Origin of the sequence: Streptomyces sp. NPDC058864 (genome assembly GCF_042742985.1) — a bacterium.
In the GTDB taxonomy this organism is placed as follows: Bacteria; Actinomycetota; Actinomycetes; order Streptomycetales; family Streptomycetaceae; genus Actinacidiphila.
Genome location: NZ_JBHYMQ010000004.1, coordinates 116,468 through 133,036, shown reverse-complemented (window position 1 = coordinate 133,036; position 16,569 = coordinate 116,468). Strand labels below are relative to the sequence as shown.

At 73.8% G+C, this 16,569-nt stretch carries 14 protein-coding genes; 7 read left to right on the top strand and 7 right to left on the bottom strand.

Annotated elements, in window-relative coordinates; translation table 11 throughout:
• Positions 1–12: 12 nt before the first annotated feature.
• Positions 13–921: a GNAT family N-acetyltransferase gene (locus ACFW3D_RS05070; protein ID WP_500501397.1), complete on the bottom strand. Its 909-nt coding sequence runs from the start codon at positions 919–921 to the stop codon at positions 13–15.
• Between the two features lie 238 nt (positions 922–1,159).
• Here ACFW3D_RS05070 and ACFW3D_RS05065 point away from each other — a divergent pair, with 238 nt between their 5' ends.
• Positions 1,160–1,714, top strand: coding sequence for an FHA domain-containing protein (locus tag ACFW3D_RS05065; protein ID WP_500501395.1), 555 nt, complete (start codon positions 1,160–1,162; stop codon positions 1,712–1,714).
• A 14-nt stretch (positions 1,715–1,728) separates the two neighbouring features.
• Here ACFW3D_RS05065 and ACFW3D_RS05060 read toward each other — a convergent pair whose 3' ends face one another.
• The 4 genes from ACFW3D_RS05060 to glgX form a co-directional block, all read right to left on the bottom strand.
• Positions 1,729–2,262 (bottom strand): hypothetical protein, encoded by a 534-nt coding sequence (locus tag ACFW3D_RS05060; RefSeq protein ID WP_500501392.1) that lies wholly within the window; start codon positions 2,260–2,262, stop codon positions 1,729–1,731.
• A 44-nt stretch (positions 2,263–2,306) separates the two neighbouring features.
• Positions 2,307–2,789, bottom strand: a complete 483-nt coding sequence (locus ACFW3D_RS05055) for a VOC family protein (protein ID WP_500501390.1) — start codon at positions 2,787–2,789, stop codon at positions 2,307–2,309.
• Positions 2,790–3,251: 462 nt separating this feature from the next.
• Positions 3,252–5,648, bottom strand: coding sequence for a malto-oligosyltrehalose synthase (gene treY / locus ACFW3D_RS05050; protein WP_500501388.1), 2,397 nt, complete (start codon positions 5,646–5,648; stop codon positions 3,252–3,254).
• A gap of 51 nt (positions 5,649–5,699) precedes the next feature.
• Entirely contained in the window at positions 5,700–7,820 is a 2,121-nt protein-coding gene (gene glgX / locus ACFW3D_RS05045) for a glycogen debranching protein GlgX (protein ID WP_500501386.1), read from the bottom strand.
• A 342-nt stretch (positions 7,821–8,162) separates the two neighbouring features.
• On the opposite strand from glgX, the gene ACFW3D_RS05040 reads away from it, so the two are divergent.
• The 4 genes from ACFW3D_RS05040 to ACFW3D_RS05025 all read left to right on the top strand — a co-directional run bounded on the left by ACFW3D_RS05040 (position 8,163) and on the right by ACFW3D_RS05025 (position 12,512).
• Positions 8,163–8,894, top strand: coding sequence for a Tat pathway signal sequence domain protein (locus ACFW3D_RS05040; RefSeq protein ID WP_500501384.1), 732 nt, complete (start codon positions 8,163–8,165; stop codon positions 8,892–8,894).
• Positions 8,895–8,913: 19 nt separating this feature from the next.
• Complete coding sequence (locus tag ACFW3D_RS05035) at positions 8,914–10,206, top strand: copper amine oxidase (protein ID WP_500501382.1); 1,293 nt, start codon at positions 8,914–8,916, stop codon at positions 10,204–10,206.
• Between the two features lie 124 nt (positions 10,207–10,330).
• Positions 10,331–11,578, top strand: a complete 1,248-nt coding sequence (locus ACFW3D_RS05030) for a DUF5919 domain-containing protein (RefSeq protein WP_500501380.1) — start codon at positions 10,331–10,333, stop codon at positions 11,576–11,578.
• A 220-nt stretch (positions 11,579–11,798) separates the two neighbouring features.
• A complete protein-coding gene (locus ACFW3D_RS05025; protein WP_500501378.1) occupies positions 11,799–12,512 on the top strand; it encodes a 3'-5' exonuclease in 714 nt (237 codons plus the stop codon).
• On the opposite strand, the gene ACFW3D_RS05020 is transcribed toward ACFW3D_RS05025, so the two are convergent.
• On the bottom strand, positions 12,493–14,136 hold the full coding sequence (locus tag ACFW3D_RS05020; RefSeq protein ID WP_500501376.1) for a PQQ-binding-like beta-propeller repeat protein: 1,644 nt from the start codon (positions 14,134–14,136) through the stop codon (positions 12,493–12,495). The two genes, ACFW3D_RS05025 and ACFW3D_RS05020, sit on opposite strands and share 20 nt — an antisense overlap.
• A 57-nt stretch (positions 14,137–14,193) precedes the next feature.
• Positions 14,194–15,054, bottom strand: a complete 861-nt coding sequence (locus ACFW3D_RS05015; protein WP_500501374.1) for a phosphotransferase — start codon at positions 15,052–15,054, stop codon at positions 14,194–14,196.
• A gap of 33 nt (positions 15,055–15,087) precedes the next feature.
• Here ACFW3D_RS05015 and ACFW3D_RS05010 point away from each other — a divergent pair, with 33 nt between their 5' ends.
• Positions 15,088–15,441, top strand: coding sequence for a hypothetical protein (locus ACFW3D_RS05010; protein WP_500501373.1), 354 nt, complete (start codon positions 15,088–15,090; stop codon positions 15,439–15,441).
• A 226-nt stretch (positions 15,442–15,667) separates the two neighbouring features.
• On the top strand, positions 15,668–16,567 hold the full coding sequence (locus ACFW3D_RS05005) for a hypothetical protein (protein WP_500501371.1): 900 nt from the start codon (positions 15,668–15,670) through the stop codon (positions 16,565–16,567).
• Positions 16,568–16,569: the final 2 nt, after the last annotated feature.

The following is a 16,569-nucleotide window of genomic DNA, read 5'->3' as shown; positions in this document are numbered from 1 at the left end:
GCCGTCCGGGGGTCACACCAGGTTGACGCGCTCCTGGGAGACCGGATAACCCGCCTTGGCGAAGTGCGCCGCCATGGGCGCGTTGGTCTGGTCGGTGGCGGCGGCGATCTTCTCCGCGCCGTGACCGACCAGGTCGTGCGTGCACTCGACCAGCAGGTCGTAGGCGTAGCCGTGGCCGCGCTGCGCGGGCAGCACGCCGATGAAGCCCACGCAGAATCCGCCGGGATTGCGCCCCGGCACGTGGATGCCGGCGAGCTCGCCCTCGGGGGTGTACGCCAGACGCCACCACTCGCGGGGTGACTGGAGCCAGTTGAGGAACTCCAGTTCCTCGCGGGCGGCCGCGTCCGGGCCGTGCTGCCGCACCGTGCGGCGGGTGTGGGCGTCGAGGCTGCCGACCCCGATGCGCTTGAGCACGTCCAGGACCACCGCGTCGTCCGGCTCGGGCCGGTACTCCAGCCGTCCGGTGCGCTCCGGCAGCCCGCACTCGGGGGTCCAGCTGTAGCGGTAGCGCTCGACGAGCAGTTCCAGGCCGGAGACGATCGCCGCGTCGATGCGGGTCTGGGCGGCCTCGCGCACCTCGCGCCGGTCCCGCCAGCCGGGCGGCAGCAGCAGTTCGTACTCGGCCTTCAGCGGTGCCGTGCGCAGCAGCCCCACGGCCGCGTCGGCGTCGGTGAAGTCGAACCAGTCCAGCGCGATCGGCTTGTCGTCGGTGGGACCGGCCCACCACGCCGCGCGGGCGACGACGGTGCCGTCGCGCAGGGCCACCCAGGTCCAGTCGGGGCGGTACTCGCCGCCCTCGTCGGTCATGGCGTAGGTGTGGCCGAGCAGCGAACGGCCGACCAGGCCGGCGTCCTCGAGGGCCAGGGAGTGGAACAGGTGGGATTCGCCCGCGGCGAGCGGGCGGAAGACCAGATCGGTCATGAAGGTGAAGTCCTCACGGGAGAGTGGTGCGCTCCCGGTCAGACGGAGTACGCCCTGCGGATCACGGGGCGGGAGCGCGGAACGCTGAACAGGCACATGGCTTCCGCCTCCTTCCTCGGTCAAGGGCGTGCCGCCACCCTAGCCAGCGGGCCCTCGGGGCGTCCACGCATTTAAGGGCGCCGCCGCACGGGCCGCACCTTCTGGACACCCCGGCCTCCCCGGCCCGACAATCACGCAGGTGAGCTACGAGTTCCCGACGCACCCGCCGCGTCCCACCGACGCCGAACGCGAGCGCGCCATCGAGGTACTTCGCGAAGGCGCCGTCGACGGGCGGCTGTCCCACGACACCTTCGTGCGCCGTATGGGACTCGCGCTCAAGGCCCGGCACTCCGACGAATTGGCCGCCCTCATCGCCGACCTCCCGCCCCCACAGGGTCGTTGGGGCCGGCTGACGGGCTCGGTCGTCCGCGCCGTCGCCAAGACCTCGGCCCTCCGCGCCCGCATGCGGCAGGCCTGGACCGTCCAGCAGATGCCGCCCCTGCTGCTGCCCGCCCCGGGCCCCTTCCCGGTGCGCATCGGCCGGGACCTGTCGTGCACCTTCCGGCTCAGCCACTCCTCGACCTCGCGGTTCCACGCCGAGCTGAGCCACGAGCGCGGTCTGTGGGTCCTGCGCGACCTCGGCTCGATGAACGGCACGTGGGTCAACGGCCACCGCGTGATGGGCGCCGCCGCCGTCCGCCCCGGCGACCAGGTCACCTTCGGGGCGATGAGCTTCCGCCTCACCACCGCCTGAGGCCGCGACGGGCCTCAGGGCCCGAACAGCGGCTCGTACGGGCCGTGGTCGTCGTCGTCCACGTACGGCAGGAAGTCCGGCACCGTGCGCGCAGTGGTCGCCCGCAACCGGGACACGACCTCCTCGACCGGAGGGAGCGTCAGCCCGAGGGCGGCAGCCAGCTCCTCGCGCTGCCGGTCCAGGTCCGGGTGGTCGGCGCGGAGATCCGCCTCCAGCTCCGCCGGGGAGTATCCCGTGGCCAGGTCGTGCCACATCGGGCAGACGACGATCAGCTCGACCGCCTCCGTCAGGTCCGCGCCGATCAGCGCGGCCTGCCCCTCGGAGTCGGCGTACACCACGGGCCGCTCGGCCTCGCCCGGCTCACCGCACAGGAAGAACGTCCCGCCCGCGCCGTCCCCGGCTATGGGGCGCATCGTCAGGCCCGAGGGCAGGCGCACGTCCTCGACCGGGTCGCGGCGGGTGATGTCGAAGTCACCGGGCCAGGCGAGCCGCCGTGCCGCGAGCGGGTCGTTCTCGATGCGGGTGAGCAGGGCTTCCGAGGCGTCCATGGCAGGACGTTAACAGCGGGGTCCGACAATCCGTTCCGCGCCGTTCAGGCGGTGCGGGACCGCAGCCCCGCCTCCCGGCCGCCCGCGAGGCGAAGCACCTGCCCACGGCACGGCGGCGGTCCCTCGTCGGCGGTCGCGAAGCGCAGCTCGTGGCCGTCCGGGTCGCGCAACTGCGGGAGGAGCCAGCCGCGCGCGGTGCGGACGACGGCGCCGTGCGGTTCGCCGAGCGCGTCCAGCCGCGCGGCCAGTGCCTCCAGTGCGGGGAGGTCGGGGACGCCGAGGGAGAACCACGCGAAGCCCGCGGAGGCGGCCGCGAGGGCGGGGTCGTGGCGCAGGCACAGCACGGGTCCCCCGCCGGGGTGGGCCAGGGCGACGCCGGCGAAGGCGCCGCCCTCGGTGAACTCCGCGATCCGGTGGTGGCCGAGGACCCGCTCGTACCACGCCTCCGACCGGGCCGGATCGCTGACGGGCAGCGTGACGTGGTGCACCCCGGCGAGACGCGGGATGAAGGGAATATCGGTATACATGCCGCATACCGTACAGTGCGCCCGGAGGGGTGGAGCAGGGGTGTGAGCGGCGCGCCGGGGCGTGACTGACGACCCGTCAGAAAAGGGCCGACCGCGGTGCCGGACCCCGGGGCGTGCTCGGGACCCGGCCGCCGAGCGCGTCCGCGCGGGGCACGGTGCGCAGGTGAGCGAAAGTGCCGGACGCCGAAGGGCGGGCCGGTCCGGCGGGGCCGTCGACGACGTCTGCAGAGGCGGGCCGGTGCAGGTACCGCCGCCGGGCGGGGCGTCGCAGTTCGCCGTCCGGGGACGGCGCGATGCTCTCCGTGGCGGGTGTGGCGTGCCCGGGGCGGCGGACGCGTCGGAAACCGTCGCCGGCGATGCCGCCGCGGCCGCTCGCCGGCAGCACGGCGGCGTGCGCCGGCACACCCGTGCCCGTTGCCGGCGTCCCCCGCGCCGCCCCGGCGGCGCGCGGCGGGCTGGGCCTCATTCGTCCACGTCACGCACCAGCAGGCCCACCGGCAGCCGGTCCAGCAGCTCCGCCAGCGGCACCACGGCCTGGAACGGACGGCCCGTCAGCACCTCCGTCCAGACCCCCTCCGGCAGTACGAGTTCCGTGCCGCGCCAGCCACCCGCTTCCGCGAGCCGCCGGGACAGCCGGGTGACGACCGTGAGCGCCCGCCCACCGCGGACGAAGGCCACGCAGTGCTCCCCGGCCGGACCGCGCGCGTACAGCGGCTCGTACGAGGCATGCGGGCCGGTGAACCACTGCGGGCGCGCCCGGCGCAGGCGCAGCGCGAACTCCGTCACCCGCCGCTTCTCGCTCGCCTCGCCCTCGGCCGTGCCCGGGTCGTACGGACGGCGGTTGGCGGGGTCGACGAGCAGCAGCTGCCGTTCCTCGTCTCCCTGGTAGAGGTCGGGCACGCCCGGCATGGTGAGGTGCGCCAGGTGCGCGCCGAGCACGTTGACGCGTTCGGGCCCGCGCAGGGCGCGGTCGATGCGCTCGGTGGCGAAGGCGGCCGGGCCGCCGACGAGTTCGCGGACGAAGCCGGTCATGTTCTGCTCGTACTCCGGCCGCTGGTCGGTCCACGAGGTGCGCAGGCCCGCCTCGCGCTCCGACTTGAGCATGGTGGCGGCCACGAGCTCGGCCGCGCCGGGGTCGCAGAAGACCGCCGCGTACTGCCAGGCCTGGTACTCCACATGCCGCTCCGGGAGCGGGATCCCGCGGTGCTCCAGGTACTCCCGCAGGTCCGCGGAGGCCGCGCCCAGCCACTCCGCCCACTCGCCGGGCAGCTCGCTCAGGGCGGCGAGCCTGGCTCGCACGTCGGCGCCGCGCTTCGTGTCGTGGGTGGAGCGCACGGTCCCGGTGTGCGGCCAGTCGCGCCGCAGCCGCTCGCAGAAGGCGTGGAAGTCCTCGGGAGAGGTGGCGGGACGGTCCGGCTCGCGGCCGACCTCGTTGAGGCAGAGCAGGGGGTGGTGGCGGTAGAAGGCGGTGTCCTCGGCGGACTTGGCGCGCAGCGCCGAGGAGACCTGGGCGAAGCGCACCGTGAAGTCCGCCGCGGCCTCGCCGCCGCCCCGGTGCCGGCCCAGGGCCAGGTCGCAGACCGTTCCTGCCGCCGGGAGTCCGGTGGCGCCGGCCGCGGCCTCCAGCAGGGCGGTGTCCTCCGCGTCCGCGGGCTCGCCGGGGACGACGTACGGGCGGTAGCGCGGCAGCCGGACGAGCGTCGCCTCGATCGCCTCGCGCAGCGCGGTGTGCTCCAGCCCGGTGGCACGCACGGCGGAGCGCGTCAGCCGGTCCACCTCGGCGGCCAGGTCGTGCGTGACGATGTGCTCGGCGGCGGCCCGTACGGTCGGCTGCCACTCGCCGCCCGCGTCGTCGGGCGCGGCGGTGAACCCGCGGTAGCAGCGGGTGATCTCCTCGACGCCCGCCGGGTCGGTGAACAGTCCGTCGAGCCGGTCCAGGGCGTCGTAGCCGGTCGTGCCGGAGCAGGCCCAGCCGGCCGGCAGCCGCTCGTCGCCGGTGAGGATCTTCTCCACGACCGTCCAGCGGCCGCCGGAGGCGTCCGCGAGGCGCCGCAGGTAGCCGGCGGGGTCCGCGAGGCCGTCCGGGTGGTCGATGCGCAGGCCGTCGGCGACGCCCTCGTCGAGCAGGCGCAGCAGGGTGGCGTGGGTGGCGGCGAAGACCTCGTCGTCCTCGACGCGGACCGCGATGAGCTCGGAGATGGTGAAGAAGCGCCGGTAGTTCAGCTCCGTGCGGGCCTGCCGCCACCAGGCGAGCCGGTACCACTGGGCGTCGACCAGCGCGCGCAGCGGCAGCTCCTCTGTGCCGGGCCGCAGGGGGAAGGCGTGGTCGTGGTAGCGCAGCACCCGCTCGCCGGCGACACGGTCGCGTTCGACGCGCAGGTCGGGCAGCACCTCCTCGAGCGGGCCGCCCAGCACCGGCAGCAGCAGCCGGTCGCCCTGCGCCGCCCAGTCCACGTCGAACCACCGCGCGTACGGGGACCGCGGTCCGTCCCGCAGCACCTCCCACAGCGGCCGGGCCAGGTGCTCGGGCGCCGGCACGGCCATGTGGTTGGGCACCACGTCCAGCACGAGCCCGAGGCCGTGCGCGCGGGCGGTACGGGCCAGCGCGCGCAGCCCCTTCTCGCCGCCGAGTTCCTCGCGCACCCGGGTGTGGTCGACGACGTCGTAGCCGTGCGTGGAGCCCGGAACGGACTGCAGCACGGGGGAGAGGTGCAGATGGGAGACGCCGAGCGCCGCCAGATGGGGGACGACGGCCTCGGCCGCGGCGAAGGGGAAGTCGGGCTGGAGCTGGAGCCGGTAGGTGGCGCTCGGCACGGAGGGGACGACAGCGGTCGGCGGGGTCGCGGCGCTTTCTGTCATGGTGGACTGACTACCCCGCCGACCGGTACGCCCATCACATCGGGCGGCCGGTTACGCCGGGCGCTGCAGGACCACCATGCTCCGGTCGGCCAGCCGCAGCCGGTCGCCCTGGGTCACCTTGCGGCCCGAGCCGGAAGCCACGCCCTCCGGCCGCTGGGTGTCCACGACCACCTGCCACTCCTTGCCGTGGTTCACCGGGACCACGAAGTCCAGCGGCTCGTACCAGGCGTTGAACATCAGCAGGAAGGAGTCGTCGCCGATCCGCTCCCCGCGGTCGCCTGGCTCGGAGATCGCGCTGCCGTTGAGGAAGACCACCAGGGCGTTGGCCTGGGTCTCCTGCCAGTCGTCCTGGGCCATCTCCTCACCCTCAGGGGTGAACCAGGCGATGTCCGAGAGGTCGTCGTGCGTCCCCTCGACCGGCCGGCCGTGGAAGAAGCGGCGGCGCCGGAAGACGGGGTGGTCGCGGCGGAGCCACACCATCTGGCGGGTGAAGTCGTGCAGCCGCTCGGTGTCCGCGTCGCCCTCCTTGGGCCACGGTACCCAGGCCAGCTCGTTGTCCTGGCAGTAGGCGTTGTTGTTGCCCTGCTGGGTGCGGCCGAACTCGTCGCCGTGCGCGAGCATGGGCACGCCCTGGGAGAGCATCAGGGTGGCGATGAAGTTGCGCATCTGGCGCTCGCGCAGGGCCAGCACGTCCTCGTCCTCGGTCTCGCCCTCGGCACCGCAGTTCCAGGAGCGGTTGTGGCTCTCGCCGTCCCGGTTGTTCTCCCCGTTGGCCTCGTTGTGCTTGTCGTTGTACGACACCAGGTCCCGCAGGGTGAAGCCGTCGTGGCAGGTCACGAAGTTGATGGAGGCGAGCGGCCGGCGGCCGTCGTCCTGGTAGAGGTCGGAGGAACCGGTCAGCCGGGAGCCGAACTCGGCCAGCGTGGCCGGTTCGCCGCGCCACAGGTCGCGCACCGTGTCGCGGAACTTGCCGTTCCACTCCGTCCACAGCGGCGGGAAGTTGCCGACCTGGTAGCCGCCCTCACCGACGTCCCAGGGCTCCGCGATCAGCTTCACCTGGCTGACCACCGGGTCCTGCTGCACGAGGTCGAAGAACGAGGACAGCCGGTCCACCTCGTGGAACTGCCGGGCCAGGGTCGCCGCGAGGTCGAAGCGGAAGCCGTCGACGTGCATCTCGGTGACCCAGTAGCGCAGCGAGTCCATGATCATCTGCAGGACGTGGGGGCTGCGCATCAGCAGCGAGTTCCCCGTGCCGGTGGTGTCCGTGTAGTAGCGCGGGTCGTCGGCCAGCCGGTAGTACGAGGCGTTGTCGATGCCCCGGAAGCACAGCGTCGGCCCCAGGTGGCTGCCCTCGGCCGTGTGGTTGTACACCACGTCGAGGATGACCTCGATGCCCGCCCGGTGCAGCTCGCGCACCGCCGTCTTGAACTCCAGCACCTGCTGGCCGCGGTCGCCCATCGAGGCGTAGGCGTTGTGTGGGGCGAAGAAGCCGATCGTGTTGTAGCCCCAGTAGTTGCGCATCCCCGCGTCCACCAGCCGGTGGTCGTGGACGAACTGGTGGACCGGCATCAGCTCCAGCGTCGTGACGCCCAGCTCCGTCAGGTGCGAGATCACCGCGGGGTGGGCGAGCGCGGCGTAGGTGCCGCGGATCTCCTCCGGGAGCTCCGGGTGGAGCATCGTCAGGCCCTTGACGTGCGCCTCGTAGATGACCGTGCGGTGGTAGTCGATGCGGGGGCTGCGGTCCTCCGCCCAGTCGAAGTACGGGTTCACCACCACCGAGGTCATGGTGTGCGGCGCCGAGTCCAGGTCGTTGCGGGACTCGGGCTCCCCGAAGCGGTAGCCGTACACCGCCTCGTCCCAGTCGATCGTCCCGCTTATCGCCTTCGCGTACGGGTCGAGCAGCAGCTTCGCGGAGTTGCAGCGGTGGCCCCTGGTGGGTTCGTGGGGGCCGTGGACCCGGAAGCCGTAGCGCTGACCGGGCATGATGCCCGGGACGTAGGCATGGCGGACGAAGGCGTCCGCCTCGCGCAGCTCGACGGCGGTCTCCGAGCCGTCGTCGTGCAGCAGACACAGCTCGATCCGTTCCGCGGCCTCGGAGAAGACCGCGAAGTTGGTGCCGGCGCCGTCGTACGTGGCGCCGAGGGGATATGCCTGACCCGGCCAGACCTGCATGTCGTCGACTCTTCCACTTCTCCGCCGGGCGACGGTAGGCCGCACCCCGGCCACATCGGTGCCGAAAGGGCATCCTCACGCAAGTGGGCCCCTTCGGGCATGGAATCGCCTAGATCTTCCCCGTTACGGGTGTCCCAATTCCCCTGCCTGCCGCAAGAATCCACCGTCCCGGGGCAACCTGTGCCGTCGAAGTGCCGTCGATACGAGTGACAGTCCGACACAGGGGAGACCTACGTGACAGATCAGGGGGAAAGCCGTTCCTTATCACGAAAGGGAGGGCTCGGGCGCGGCCTCAGGCGTGCCCTGTGGGGCGGCGGCACGGCCGTCGCCGCCACGGTCGTGATGATCGGCATCACCCTGCCGCGCGACGCCTCCGGCGACGACCACTCCACGACGGGCGGCCCCGCCGCCGCGTCGGGAGCGCCGGAGCAGCAGGGCGCGGGCAGCGGTGAAGTGACGGAGGACGAGGCGCCGGAGGGCTCACACCAGAGCGGTCGCGGGCCTCTGACCAAGGCCGAGGTCGACCGGGCGAAGTCCATAGCCCTGCGCCGCGACGCACTGCGCAGCGCGGAGGACGTGGACGGCGGGCACGGCCCGGAGTACCTCGACACCGACCTCGCCGAGCCGGCCGACGCCACGGGGGCGCCGACCGACGGGGCCCGCCGGGTCGAGGTGCTGTTCTACGACTACGGGCACGACCGGCTCGTGAAGAAGACCGTCGACCTCACCTCCGGCACCGTCGAGCGCACCGACACCGCCACCGGCATGCAGCCGCCGCCCTCGGACGACGAGACACGGGAAGCGGCGGCACTGCTCATCGGGGACGCCCTCGGCACGGGACTCCGCGCCGACTTCACCGCCGCCACGAAGGGCCGGGCACTCACCTCGCCCGACCAGTTGCGGCTGCGCGGCATCTCGTTCAACACCGCGGAGCAGTCCGCCCCCGCCGGGTTGGCCAAGTGCGGTCGGCACCGGTGCGTACGGCTGTTCACACAGGTGAAGGACGGGCCGTGGATCGACACGACCAATCTCGTCGTCGACCTCAGCGACCGCACCGTCGGCCGGATCCACTAAGAGCGGAGACCCAGAAACGATGCGCACCACCCATGCGCGCCGGGCCCTCGGTACGGCCTCGGCGCTTCTCCTCCTGCCCGCGCTCGTCGCGGGCTCCACGGCCGGCGAGGCCGACGCGGCCCCCCGGGCCGGCACCGCCGCGGCGGTGGACTGCGGCACCGCCACCGCCCTCACCAGGACCCTGCCCAACGGAACGGCCTGGAGCATGTGCTGGCGCATGAGCGGCACCAAGGGCCTGGTCCTGGAGAAGATCGCGTACAAGCCCAGGAAGGAACCCCGGCCCATCAAGGTGCTGACCTCGGCCACGCTCGCGCAGGTCAACGTCCCGTACGACTCGGGACTGACCGAGTACAACGACCTGTCCGACATCGGCTTCGGCAACACCGCGATCGACATCGGCCCCGAGGAGTGCCCCGGCGGGACGATCCGCTCCGCCTACATCCCCCAGCAGCAGCGGAACGTCAAGGCGCTGTGCAGCACCACCGCCCCGCACGGCTACGCCTACCGCAGCGACCTCTACGACGACCGGGGCACCGCGAAGAAGTACACCAAGCAGGGCAGTGACCTGGTCGTCTTCTCCGTCTCCCAGCTCGGCTGGTACGAGTACGTCACCCAGTGGAACTTCTCCGACGACGGGACCATCACGGCCAAGATGGGGGCCACCGGCGACCTCTCGCCCGGCGACTACAGCGGAGAGGGCACCGGCTGGCCCATCGGCCGGGGCGGCCACGACCACTCCACCAGCCACTACCACTCGGTCTTCTGGCGGCTGAACTTCGGCCTGGACGGTTCCACGCGGGCCGAGGTCGAGCAGTTCGACACCAGGAAGGCCGGCCAGGGCTCCGGCTCCGCCGTCCTGAAGACCACCAGGACCCCGGTCACCAAGGAGCTGGCCGCCTCCTCCGCACTGCGCCGCTGGTGGCGCGTGGTCTCCACGGCCGGCAAGAACACCGACCGGCACCCGCGTTCCTGGGAGCTGGTCCAGCAGCACTCCGACCGCTACGACGCCCACGCCTACACCTCGAAGGACGTGTACTTCACCCAGTACCGCGCCTGCGAGCAGCTGGCCAGCGGGAACAGCGACCCGGCCTGCAACGGCCGGGGCACGTCGGTGGACAAGTGGGCGGACGGGGAGGCCCTCAGGCACCCGGTGATGTGGGTCAACGTCGGCTTCCACCACATCCCGCGCGACGAGGACCAGACGCCCATGCCGATCCACTGGCAGGGCTTCCAGCTCGCGCCGCGCGACGTGACCGCCATGAGCCCGCTCACACCGGACGAGCTCTCGGGCCGCAACGGGCAGGGACACTGACCGTTCCGCCCCGTCGGACCCGGTAAGCATGTGGTGAAGTAGCGTCGTTACGGCTGCACCGCCTCCCGCCCCGCAGTACCCTTCCTTGATCGTGGACGGGGGCGGGAAGGCGGGTGCAGTCGTGATGTCGGGAGGTCTGGTGCTCCCCGGTGGTGGTGATCAGGGGGACCCGGGCGGCGGCATCGGCGAGGGAAGCACCGGTACGGCCTCGCTCGCACTGCCGCTGGAGATCGGAGCGGAACTGGACTGGGGCGCCGACGAATGGGCCGAGGTGCGTACCCGCGCCCGGCGCGCCGGACGGGCGTACGTGTGGCTCAACCTCGTCGAACAGCGCCTGCGCGCCGTCGTCAACGCCGTGCTGCGCCCGATCTACGAACCCGTGCACGGCGAGGAGTGGGTGGTCGCGGCCGCGGGCCCGGCCGGCCACGAGTGGGTGCAGCGGGCCGCCGCCGTGCGCGAGGTCAGCCGCCGCAAGGGGTTCCTGCTCGACCCCGCCGACGACAACATCCTCAGCTTCCTGACGCTGCCGCAGCTGCGCGAGCTCGCCGTCCAGCACTGGCCGTGCTTCGAGCCCTACCTCGACGACCGCCGGGAGCTCGAACTCGCGCTGGACGAGCTGGAGGTGGCCCGGCACGTCGTCTCCCGCAACCGTGCCCTGTCGCGCACCGTCCTGGACCAGGCCGAGCGGGCCGCCGCACGGCTGCTGGACATGCTCGGCTCCGGGCCCGGCTACCCCTCCGCCGAGCGGCTGCCCGTGGACGCCGTCGAGGAGCTGGTCGCCGACCGCTACGCCGACGTCGTCGGCGTCTACCCCGACCGGGTGCGGCTGCAGCGGCAGCTGCCCGCCGAGGACCTGTTCGGGAGCGCGCGGCGCCTGGACGCCGTGGGCATCGGCCTCAACCTGCTGGTGCAGAACTACTCCGGCAAGCGGCTGGTGCGGCTCGCGGAGTCCGGCTGCCGGGTGCGGCTGCTCTTCCTCAACCCGGCGAGCAGCGCCGTCCGCCGCCGCGAGCGCGAACTCGGCCTCGGCCGGGGCGAACTCAGCCGGTCCGTCGAGATGAACATCATGCACATGCGGCGGGTGCGCGCCCGGCTGCGGGACACCGCCGCGTTCGAGATCCGGGTCTTCGACGAGACCCCGCGCTTCACCGCCTACCTCGTGGACGGCGACACCTCCGACGGCATCGCGGTCGTCCAGCCCTACCTGCGCAAGGCCCGCGGCATGGAGGCGCCGGTCCTCATCCTGCGCGGCGGGCCGCGGGAACTCGTGCAGACCAGGGCCGGCGAGACGTCCGAGGCCGAGCACGGGCTGTTCGAGATCTACCGCGAGGAGTTCGAGGGCGTCTGGGCCGACTCCCGTCCGGTCTCCTGACGGCCCGGCGGGCACCCCGGCCGGACGTCCCCCGCGGCCCGGCCGCAGGAGTGTCAGTGGCGCGCGGGATGATGGAGCGGAACACGGGGGAACAGCGGGAAGGACGTACGCCAATGGGCATGGGACGACGCCGGGCATGGCCGGCCGGCTCCGGACGGGGGAGGACCGCGGGCATCCGCCCGCGCGGCGCGGCGGACACCGCGGGCACGAGGGCCGCGCGATGAGCTGGATCAGTGACGCGCTGGTCGCGTTCGACCTGGAGACCACCGGCACCGACGTCGAGACCGACCACATCGTCACCGCCGCCGTCGTGCGGCTGGAGGCCGACGGGGCCGTCTCGCGGGAGCGGACCTGGCTGCTCGACCCGGGCGTCGCCATACCCGAGCAGGCGTCGGCGATCCACGGCATCTCGACCGCCCACGCCCGCGCGCACGGCGCCCCGGCCGGCACGGCGGTCGAGGAGATCGCCGACGCCGTCGCCGAGGTGCTGCGCTCGGGCACACCGCTGGTGGTGATGAACGCCCGCTACGACCTGTCGCTGCTGGACCGCGAGTGCCGGCGGCACGGCGTCGCCTCGGTCAGCGAACGGCTGGGCAGCGTGCCCGCGCCCGTCATCGACCCGCTGGTCATCGACAAGCACGTCGACAAGTACCGCAAGGGCAGAAGGGCCCTGCAGGCGCTGTGCGCCCACTACGGGGTCCAGCTGGAGGGCGCCCACGACGCGCGGGCCGACGCGGTGGCCGCGGCACGCGTGGTGCGCCGCATGGGGGAGCGGCACGAGCCGGTCGGCCTGATGCCGCTGGCGGACCTGCACGCCCTTCAGGTCCGGGCGGCGGCCGAGCAGTCGGCCTCCCTCCAGGCGTATCTGCGGCGCACCGCCGACCCGGCGGCCGTCGTCGAGGAGGCCTGGCCGGTCATCCCCCGGCCGAGGTGACCGCGGGGCCCGCGGGCGCCGACGGGGACGCCGTGCGGCAGTCGAGGATCCGCCCGTCCACGGTGCCGACCAGCAGCCTGCCGGCACCGGCCGCCGAGAGGGACAGGGGTACGACCACCTGCCCGTCGAGGCGCAGCCGGTGCCGCAGGCGCGGGGTGCCGGTCCGCGCGTCGAGCGCCACGACCTCCCCGGAGCGGTGCGCGGCGTAGACGGTGTCCTCGTCCGCGTCGAGGGCCGTGACCGGCTCGTCGGCGGCGAACACCCACTGCGGCGCGCCGTCCGGGAGGCCGCGCCGCACCACGAAGGCGTTCCGGGGGAGCGCCTCCTCGTGGTCGCGCACTACGGCGGCATGCACCAGGGCGGCGCCGTCGAGCTGGACTCCGGGGCCGGGGAAGAGGTGTGAACCGCGCCCGCTCTCCCAGTCGAGGGCGAAGAGCCTGCGCAGTCCGGGCTCCGCGCCCGGTTCCCCGGCGACGAGCGCGCCGATCCACGCCCGGCCCCCGGGGTGGGTGTGGAGGTCCTGCACGAACAGCGGGTCGGTTCCGCGTCGCAGACGGAAGTCGCTCGCCGTCAGAGTGAAGCGGGCCAGCTCCGTGCCGTCGGGTGCGAAAATGCGGGTCTCGCCGCCCCGCCCGCTGTGCGAACCCTCCCGGATGACGAGCCGCCCGTCGAGGCTCCCGGAGAACGTCACGGCGTGACCGGGATCGAAGGCTTCCAGGGAGCGTCCGTCCGCCAGGGACAGCCGCTCGACCTGGGTGCCGTGGCCCTGCCACCCCGGCCCGGCCGGGCGCACGGTGTGCTGCACGTTGACCCAGGCCGAGGTCCCGTCGGCGGCGACGTGGATCTGCCGTGCCCCGTCCAGGTCCGGTACGGCCCACTGCAGTTCTCCCGACGGCAGCCGGCACTCCAGCCGCGTGCCCTCGGCCGTGGCCAGCACCCGGCCGTCGGCCAGCACCTCGACCGCCCGCACCTGCCGGCGCGGCACCCATGGCCTCCCCAGGATGCGGCTGCGCTCCGCCAGCAGGTCGCGGGCGCGGCCCCGGTCCAGGGGTCCCTCGTACCGGACGCGCGGACCCGTCACCTCGCGGTGACCGACGGAGCGAGGGGGCACCGCCATCCAGTCCCCGCGTTCCAGCACGGACTCGAAGCCGTGGCTGAAGGCGTGTTCGTGGTCCTTGTCCTCGGGGGAGACCACCAGGCGCAGCCGGCGGTCGTCCAGCCAGCGGACCGAGGTCACCTGGCGGCCGCCGTCGAGGAGCGGCCGCACCCGACCCGACTCCAGGTCCATCAGCAGCAGTTGTCCCTCGAAGTCCCAACTGCCGTCGTAGCGGCCCACGCCCACGGCCGCCAGCGGGAGGAGCGGATGGAAGGCGACCGACATCACCGGCCACCGGCAGTCGTGCACCTGCCGGCAGCGCAGGTCGTCCGCGTCGTAGACGCCGATGCGGTACCGCGGCCACCGATCGATGGGGGCCCGCCCGGAGTTCGGCCAGGGAATCCACCCCAGGTCGCCGCCGACGACGAGGCATCCCAGCCGCTCGTCGGCGGCGGCGACGTCCGGTTCGCCGATCTCGGCGAAGGGACGGTCGCCGAGGACACGGCGGACGGTCAACGAATCCGGCATGGACACCGCCCTGGCTGGAGGAGTGCCCATCCTCCCAGCCCGGGCGGCGCGACGGGGTCAGAAGGGGTACCAGCGCACCGACGGATCGCCGTCCCGCAACGAGGCCACCCGCCGGCGGAACTCGGCGAGCGCCGCGGGGTTGCCCGGCGCGTGCTGCGCCACCCAGGCGCAGCTCGCCGTCTCCCGCGCCCCGCGCAGCACCGCGCAGCCGTCCCACTCGCGAACGTCCCAGCCGTAGGCGGCGGTGAAGGCGTCGTAGGCGTCCGCGCCGAGGCCGTAGCGGTCCCGGCTGAGCGCCATGACGACGAGGTCGTGCTCACGCAGGTCGGCGGAGAAGGTCTCCAGGTCCACCAGGACCGGACCGTCCGGGCCGACGTGCACGTTGCGCGGCAGCGCGTCGCCGTGGACGGGCCCCGGGGCGAGATGCGGGGTCAGCGCGGCCGCCGCGGCGGCGAAACCGTCGCGGCGTTCCCGCAGGTACGCCGCGTCCGCGGGGTCGATCGCCGTCCCGGCCAGCCGCAGCCAGCGCTCCACGCCGTCCAGCAGGTCGCGGGGCGGCAGGGCGAAGTCCGGCTCGGGCAGGGCGTGCACGAGCCGCAGCAGCCCGGCGAGGTCGGCGGGCTCCGCGGGCCGTACGGTGTCCGCCAGCCGCTCCCAGTACGTGACCGGATGCCCCTCCACCAGCCGGGCCTCCGGTGCCGCCGCCCGTACCGCCGGAACGCCGTGCGCGGCCAGCCAGGACGCGGTGCGCACCTCCCGGGCTGCCCGGTCCAGCAGTTCCGGACCGCGGCCGACCTTCGCGACGGTCACGCCGTCCGCGAGCTCGAGCACCGCGTTCTCGCCGAGCGCGATCAGCTTCGCGCCGTCCTGCCCGTCCGCCGCGAGCACGGCCCGGGCGAGCTCTTCGGTGAACGCCATACGGCAATGATCGCAGATCAGTAGGCTGAGCCGGTGACCGAGGAAGACGTCATGACCTTCTGCGAGATGCTGACGGAGCTACGGGACGCCGCGAGCGACCCGGGCGAGGCGGCCGAGGTCGAGGCCGCCGCCGAGGCCGTACGGCAGGGCGCCGGTGACGCGGCGGCGATCTCCGATCTGGGGAACCGGCTCGGCGTGCCGGTCGTCGACGGCCGCAAGAACACGGGCGGCTACCCCCAGGTGCCCGGCATGACCGGCGGAGGCGGCGGCATCCTGCGCCACCGCTGCCCGCGCGGCGTCTGCGCCCGCAGCGAGGACCCGACGGCGTCCGTCACCGCCCCGCGCTGCGCGATCTGGGACGCCGAACTGCGGCCCGTCTGGTACTAGGCCGTGTCGTCGAAGCGGCTCCGGCCGCGGGGCAGGAACCGCTTTGACCACACGGCCCGGACCTGTCGTCCCGGCCCCCGCGGGGGGAAGGAGCACCGTCCGGTGAGCGCAGCGGCACGGCGGAGGAAGCAGCAGGCACCGGTTGCCGCTGCGCGGAGGCCACGGGGCGGATGCGCCCGCCGGGCGGCGCGCGGCCGCAGGGACCCGGAAGGCAGGTCGTAGCGCGGTGGGGGGTCTGCTGGACGAGATCGGCGGGAAGCTCGCCGAGCGGTGGGTCTCCCTGCTCGCGCTGCCCGGAACGCTCTTCCTCGGCACCGCCTGGGCCGCCCATGTGCTGGGCGGCGGGCGGCCGTTCGACGTGGGCCGCCTGCTGCGCGAGGTCGAGCGCTACGCGGACTGGACCGACGCGCACGGCGGAGCCGGGCTCTTCCTGGCCCTGGTCGCCGTGCTGCTGCTCGCCGTCGTACCGGGCCTGGCGGTGCAGGCCCTGGCCCGCGCCGTCCAGGTGCTCTGGGTCGGGCCCTGGCCCGGTGGATCGGGGGAGCGGCTGGTGCGCCGGCGCCGCGCCCGCCGCGAACGTGCCGACGCGGACGTCGCGGCCCACCTGCGGAACTACGAGCGCGACGGTGACGAGGCCGAACTGGCCGCCGCCCGCGCGGCCGAGGCCCGCCGGGACCGGATCGCGCCCCTGCCCCCGGCCCGCCCCACCCGCATGGGCGACCGGATGCACGCCCTGGAACACCGCGTCGGCGCGTACTACGCGGTGCCCTTCACGGCGGTCTGGCCGCGCCTGTGGCTGGCGGCCACGGAGGCCGACCGCAACGAGATCCGTACGGCGGCCGGTGCCTTCGAGGCGTCCACCCGGCTGTGCGGATGGGGCCTGCTGTACGCGGTGCTGGCCTGCGCCACCGGATGGTGGCCCGCGTTCGCCGCGGGCGCCGTGCTCGTGTTCGCCGCCTGGTGGCTCGGCCGCGAAAGGCTCTTCGCCCTCGCGGACCTCGCCGACGCCGTCGTGGACCTGCGCCTGCGCTCCGTCGCCCGTGCGGTGGGCATCCCCGTCCCGCCGGGGCCCGTCGCGCCCGCGACCTGGCGGGAGCTCGACCTGGTGCTGCGCCGGCGCCGGTGACG

What these genes read in the sequence shown, in the direction of transcription:
- ACFW3D_RS05025 (WP_500501378.1), top strand. Translation starts at nt 11,799, where the DNA reads ATGAGCTGGATCAGTGACGCGCTGGTCGCGTTCGACCTGGAGACCACC.
- ACFW3D_RS05055 (WP_500501390.1), bottom strand. Translation starts at nt 2,789, where the DNA reads ATGTATACCGATATTCCCTTCATCCCGCGTCTCGCCGGGGTGCACCAC.
- ACFW3D_RS05070 (WP_500501397.1), bottom strand. Translation starts at nt 921, where the DNA reads ATGACCGATCTGGTCTTCCGCCCGCTCGCCGCGGGCGAATCCCACCTG.
- ACFW3D_RS05040 (WP_500501384.1), top strand. Translation starts at nt 8,163, where the DNA reads ATGATCGGCATCACCCTGCCGCGCGACGCCTCCGGCGACGACCACTCC.
- ACFW3D_RS05060 (WP_500501392.1), bottom strand. Translation starts at nt 2,262, where the DNA reads ATGGACGCCTCGGAAGCCCTGCTCACCCGCATCGAGAACGACCCGCTC.
- ACFW3D_RS05030 (WP_500501380.1), top strand. Translation starts at nt 10,331, where the DNA reads ATGTCGGGAGGTCTGGTGCTCCCCGGTGGTGGTGATCAGGGGGACCCG.
- ACFW3D_RS05035 (WP_500501382.1), top strand. Translation starts at nt 8,914, where the DNA reads ATGCGCACCACCCATGCGCGCCGGGCCCTCGGTACGGCCTCGGCGCTT.
- ACFW3D_RS05020 (WP_500501376.1), bottom strand. Translation starts at nt 14,136, where the DNA reads ATGCCGGATTCGTTGACCGTCCGCCGTGTCCTCGGCGACCGTCCCTTC.
- glgX (WP_500501386.1), bottom strand. Translation starts at nt 7,820, where the DNA reads ATGCAGGTCTGGCCGGGTCAGGCATATCCCCTCGGCGCCACGTACGAC.
- ACFW3D_RS05015 (WP_500501374.1), bottom strand. Translation starts at nt 15,054, where the DNA reads ATGGCGTTCACCGAAGAGCTCGCCCGGGCCGTGCTCGCGGCGGACGGG.
- treY (WP_500501388.1), bottom strand. Translation starts at nt 5,648, where the DNA reads ATGACAGAAAGCGCCGCGACCCCGCCGACCGCTGTCGTCCCCTCCGTG.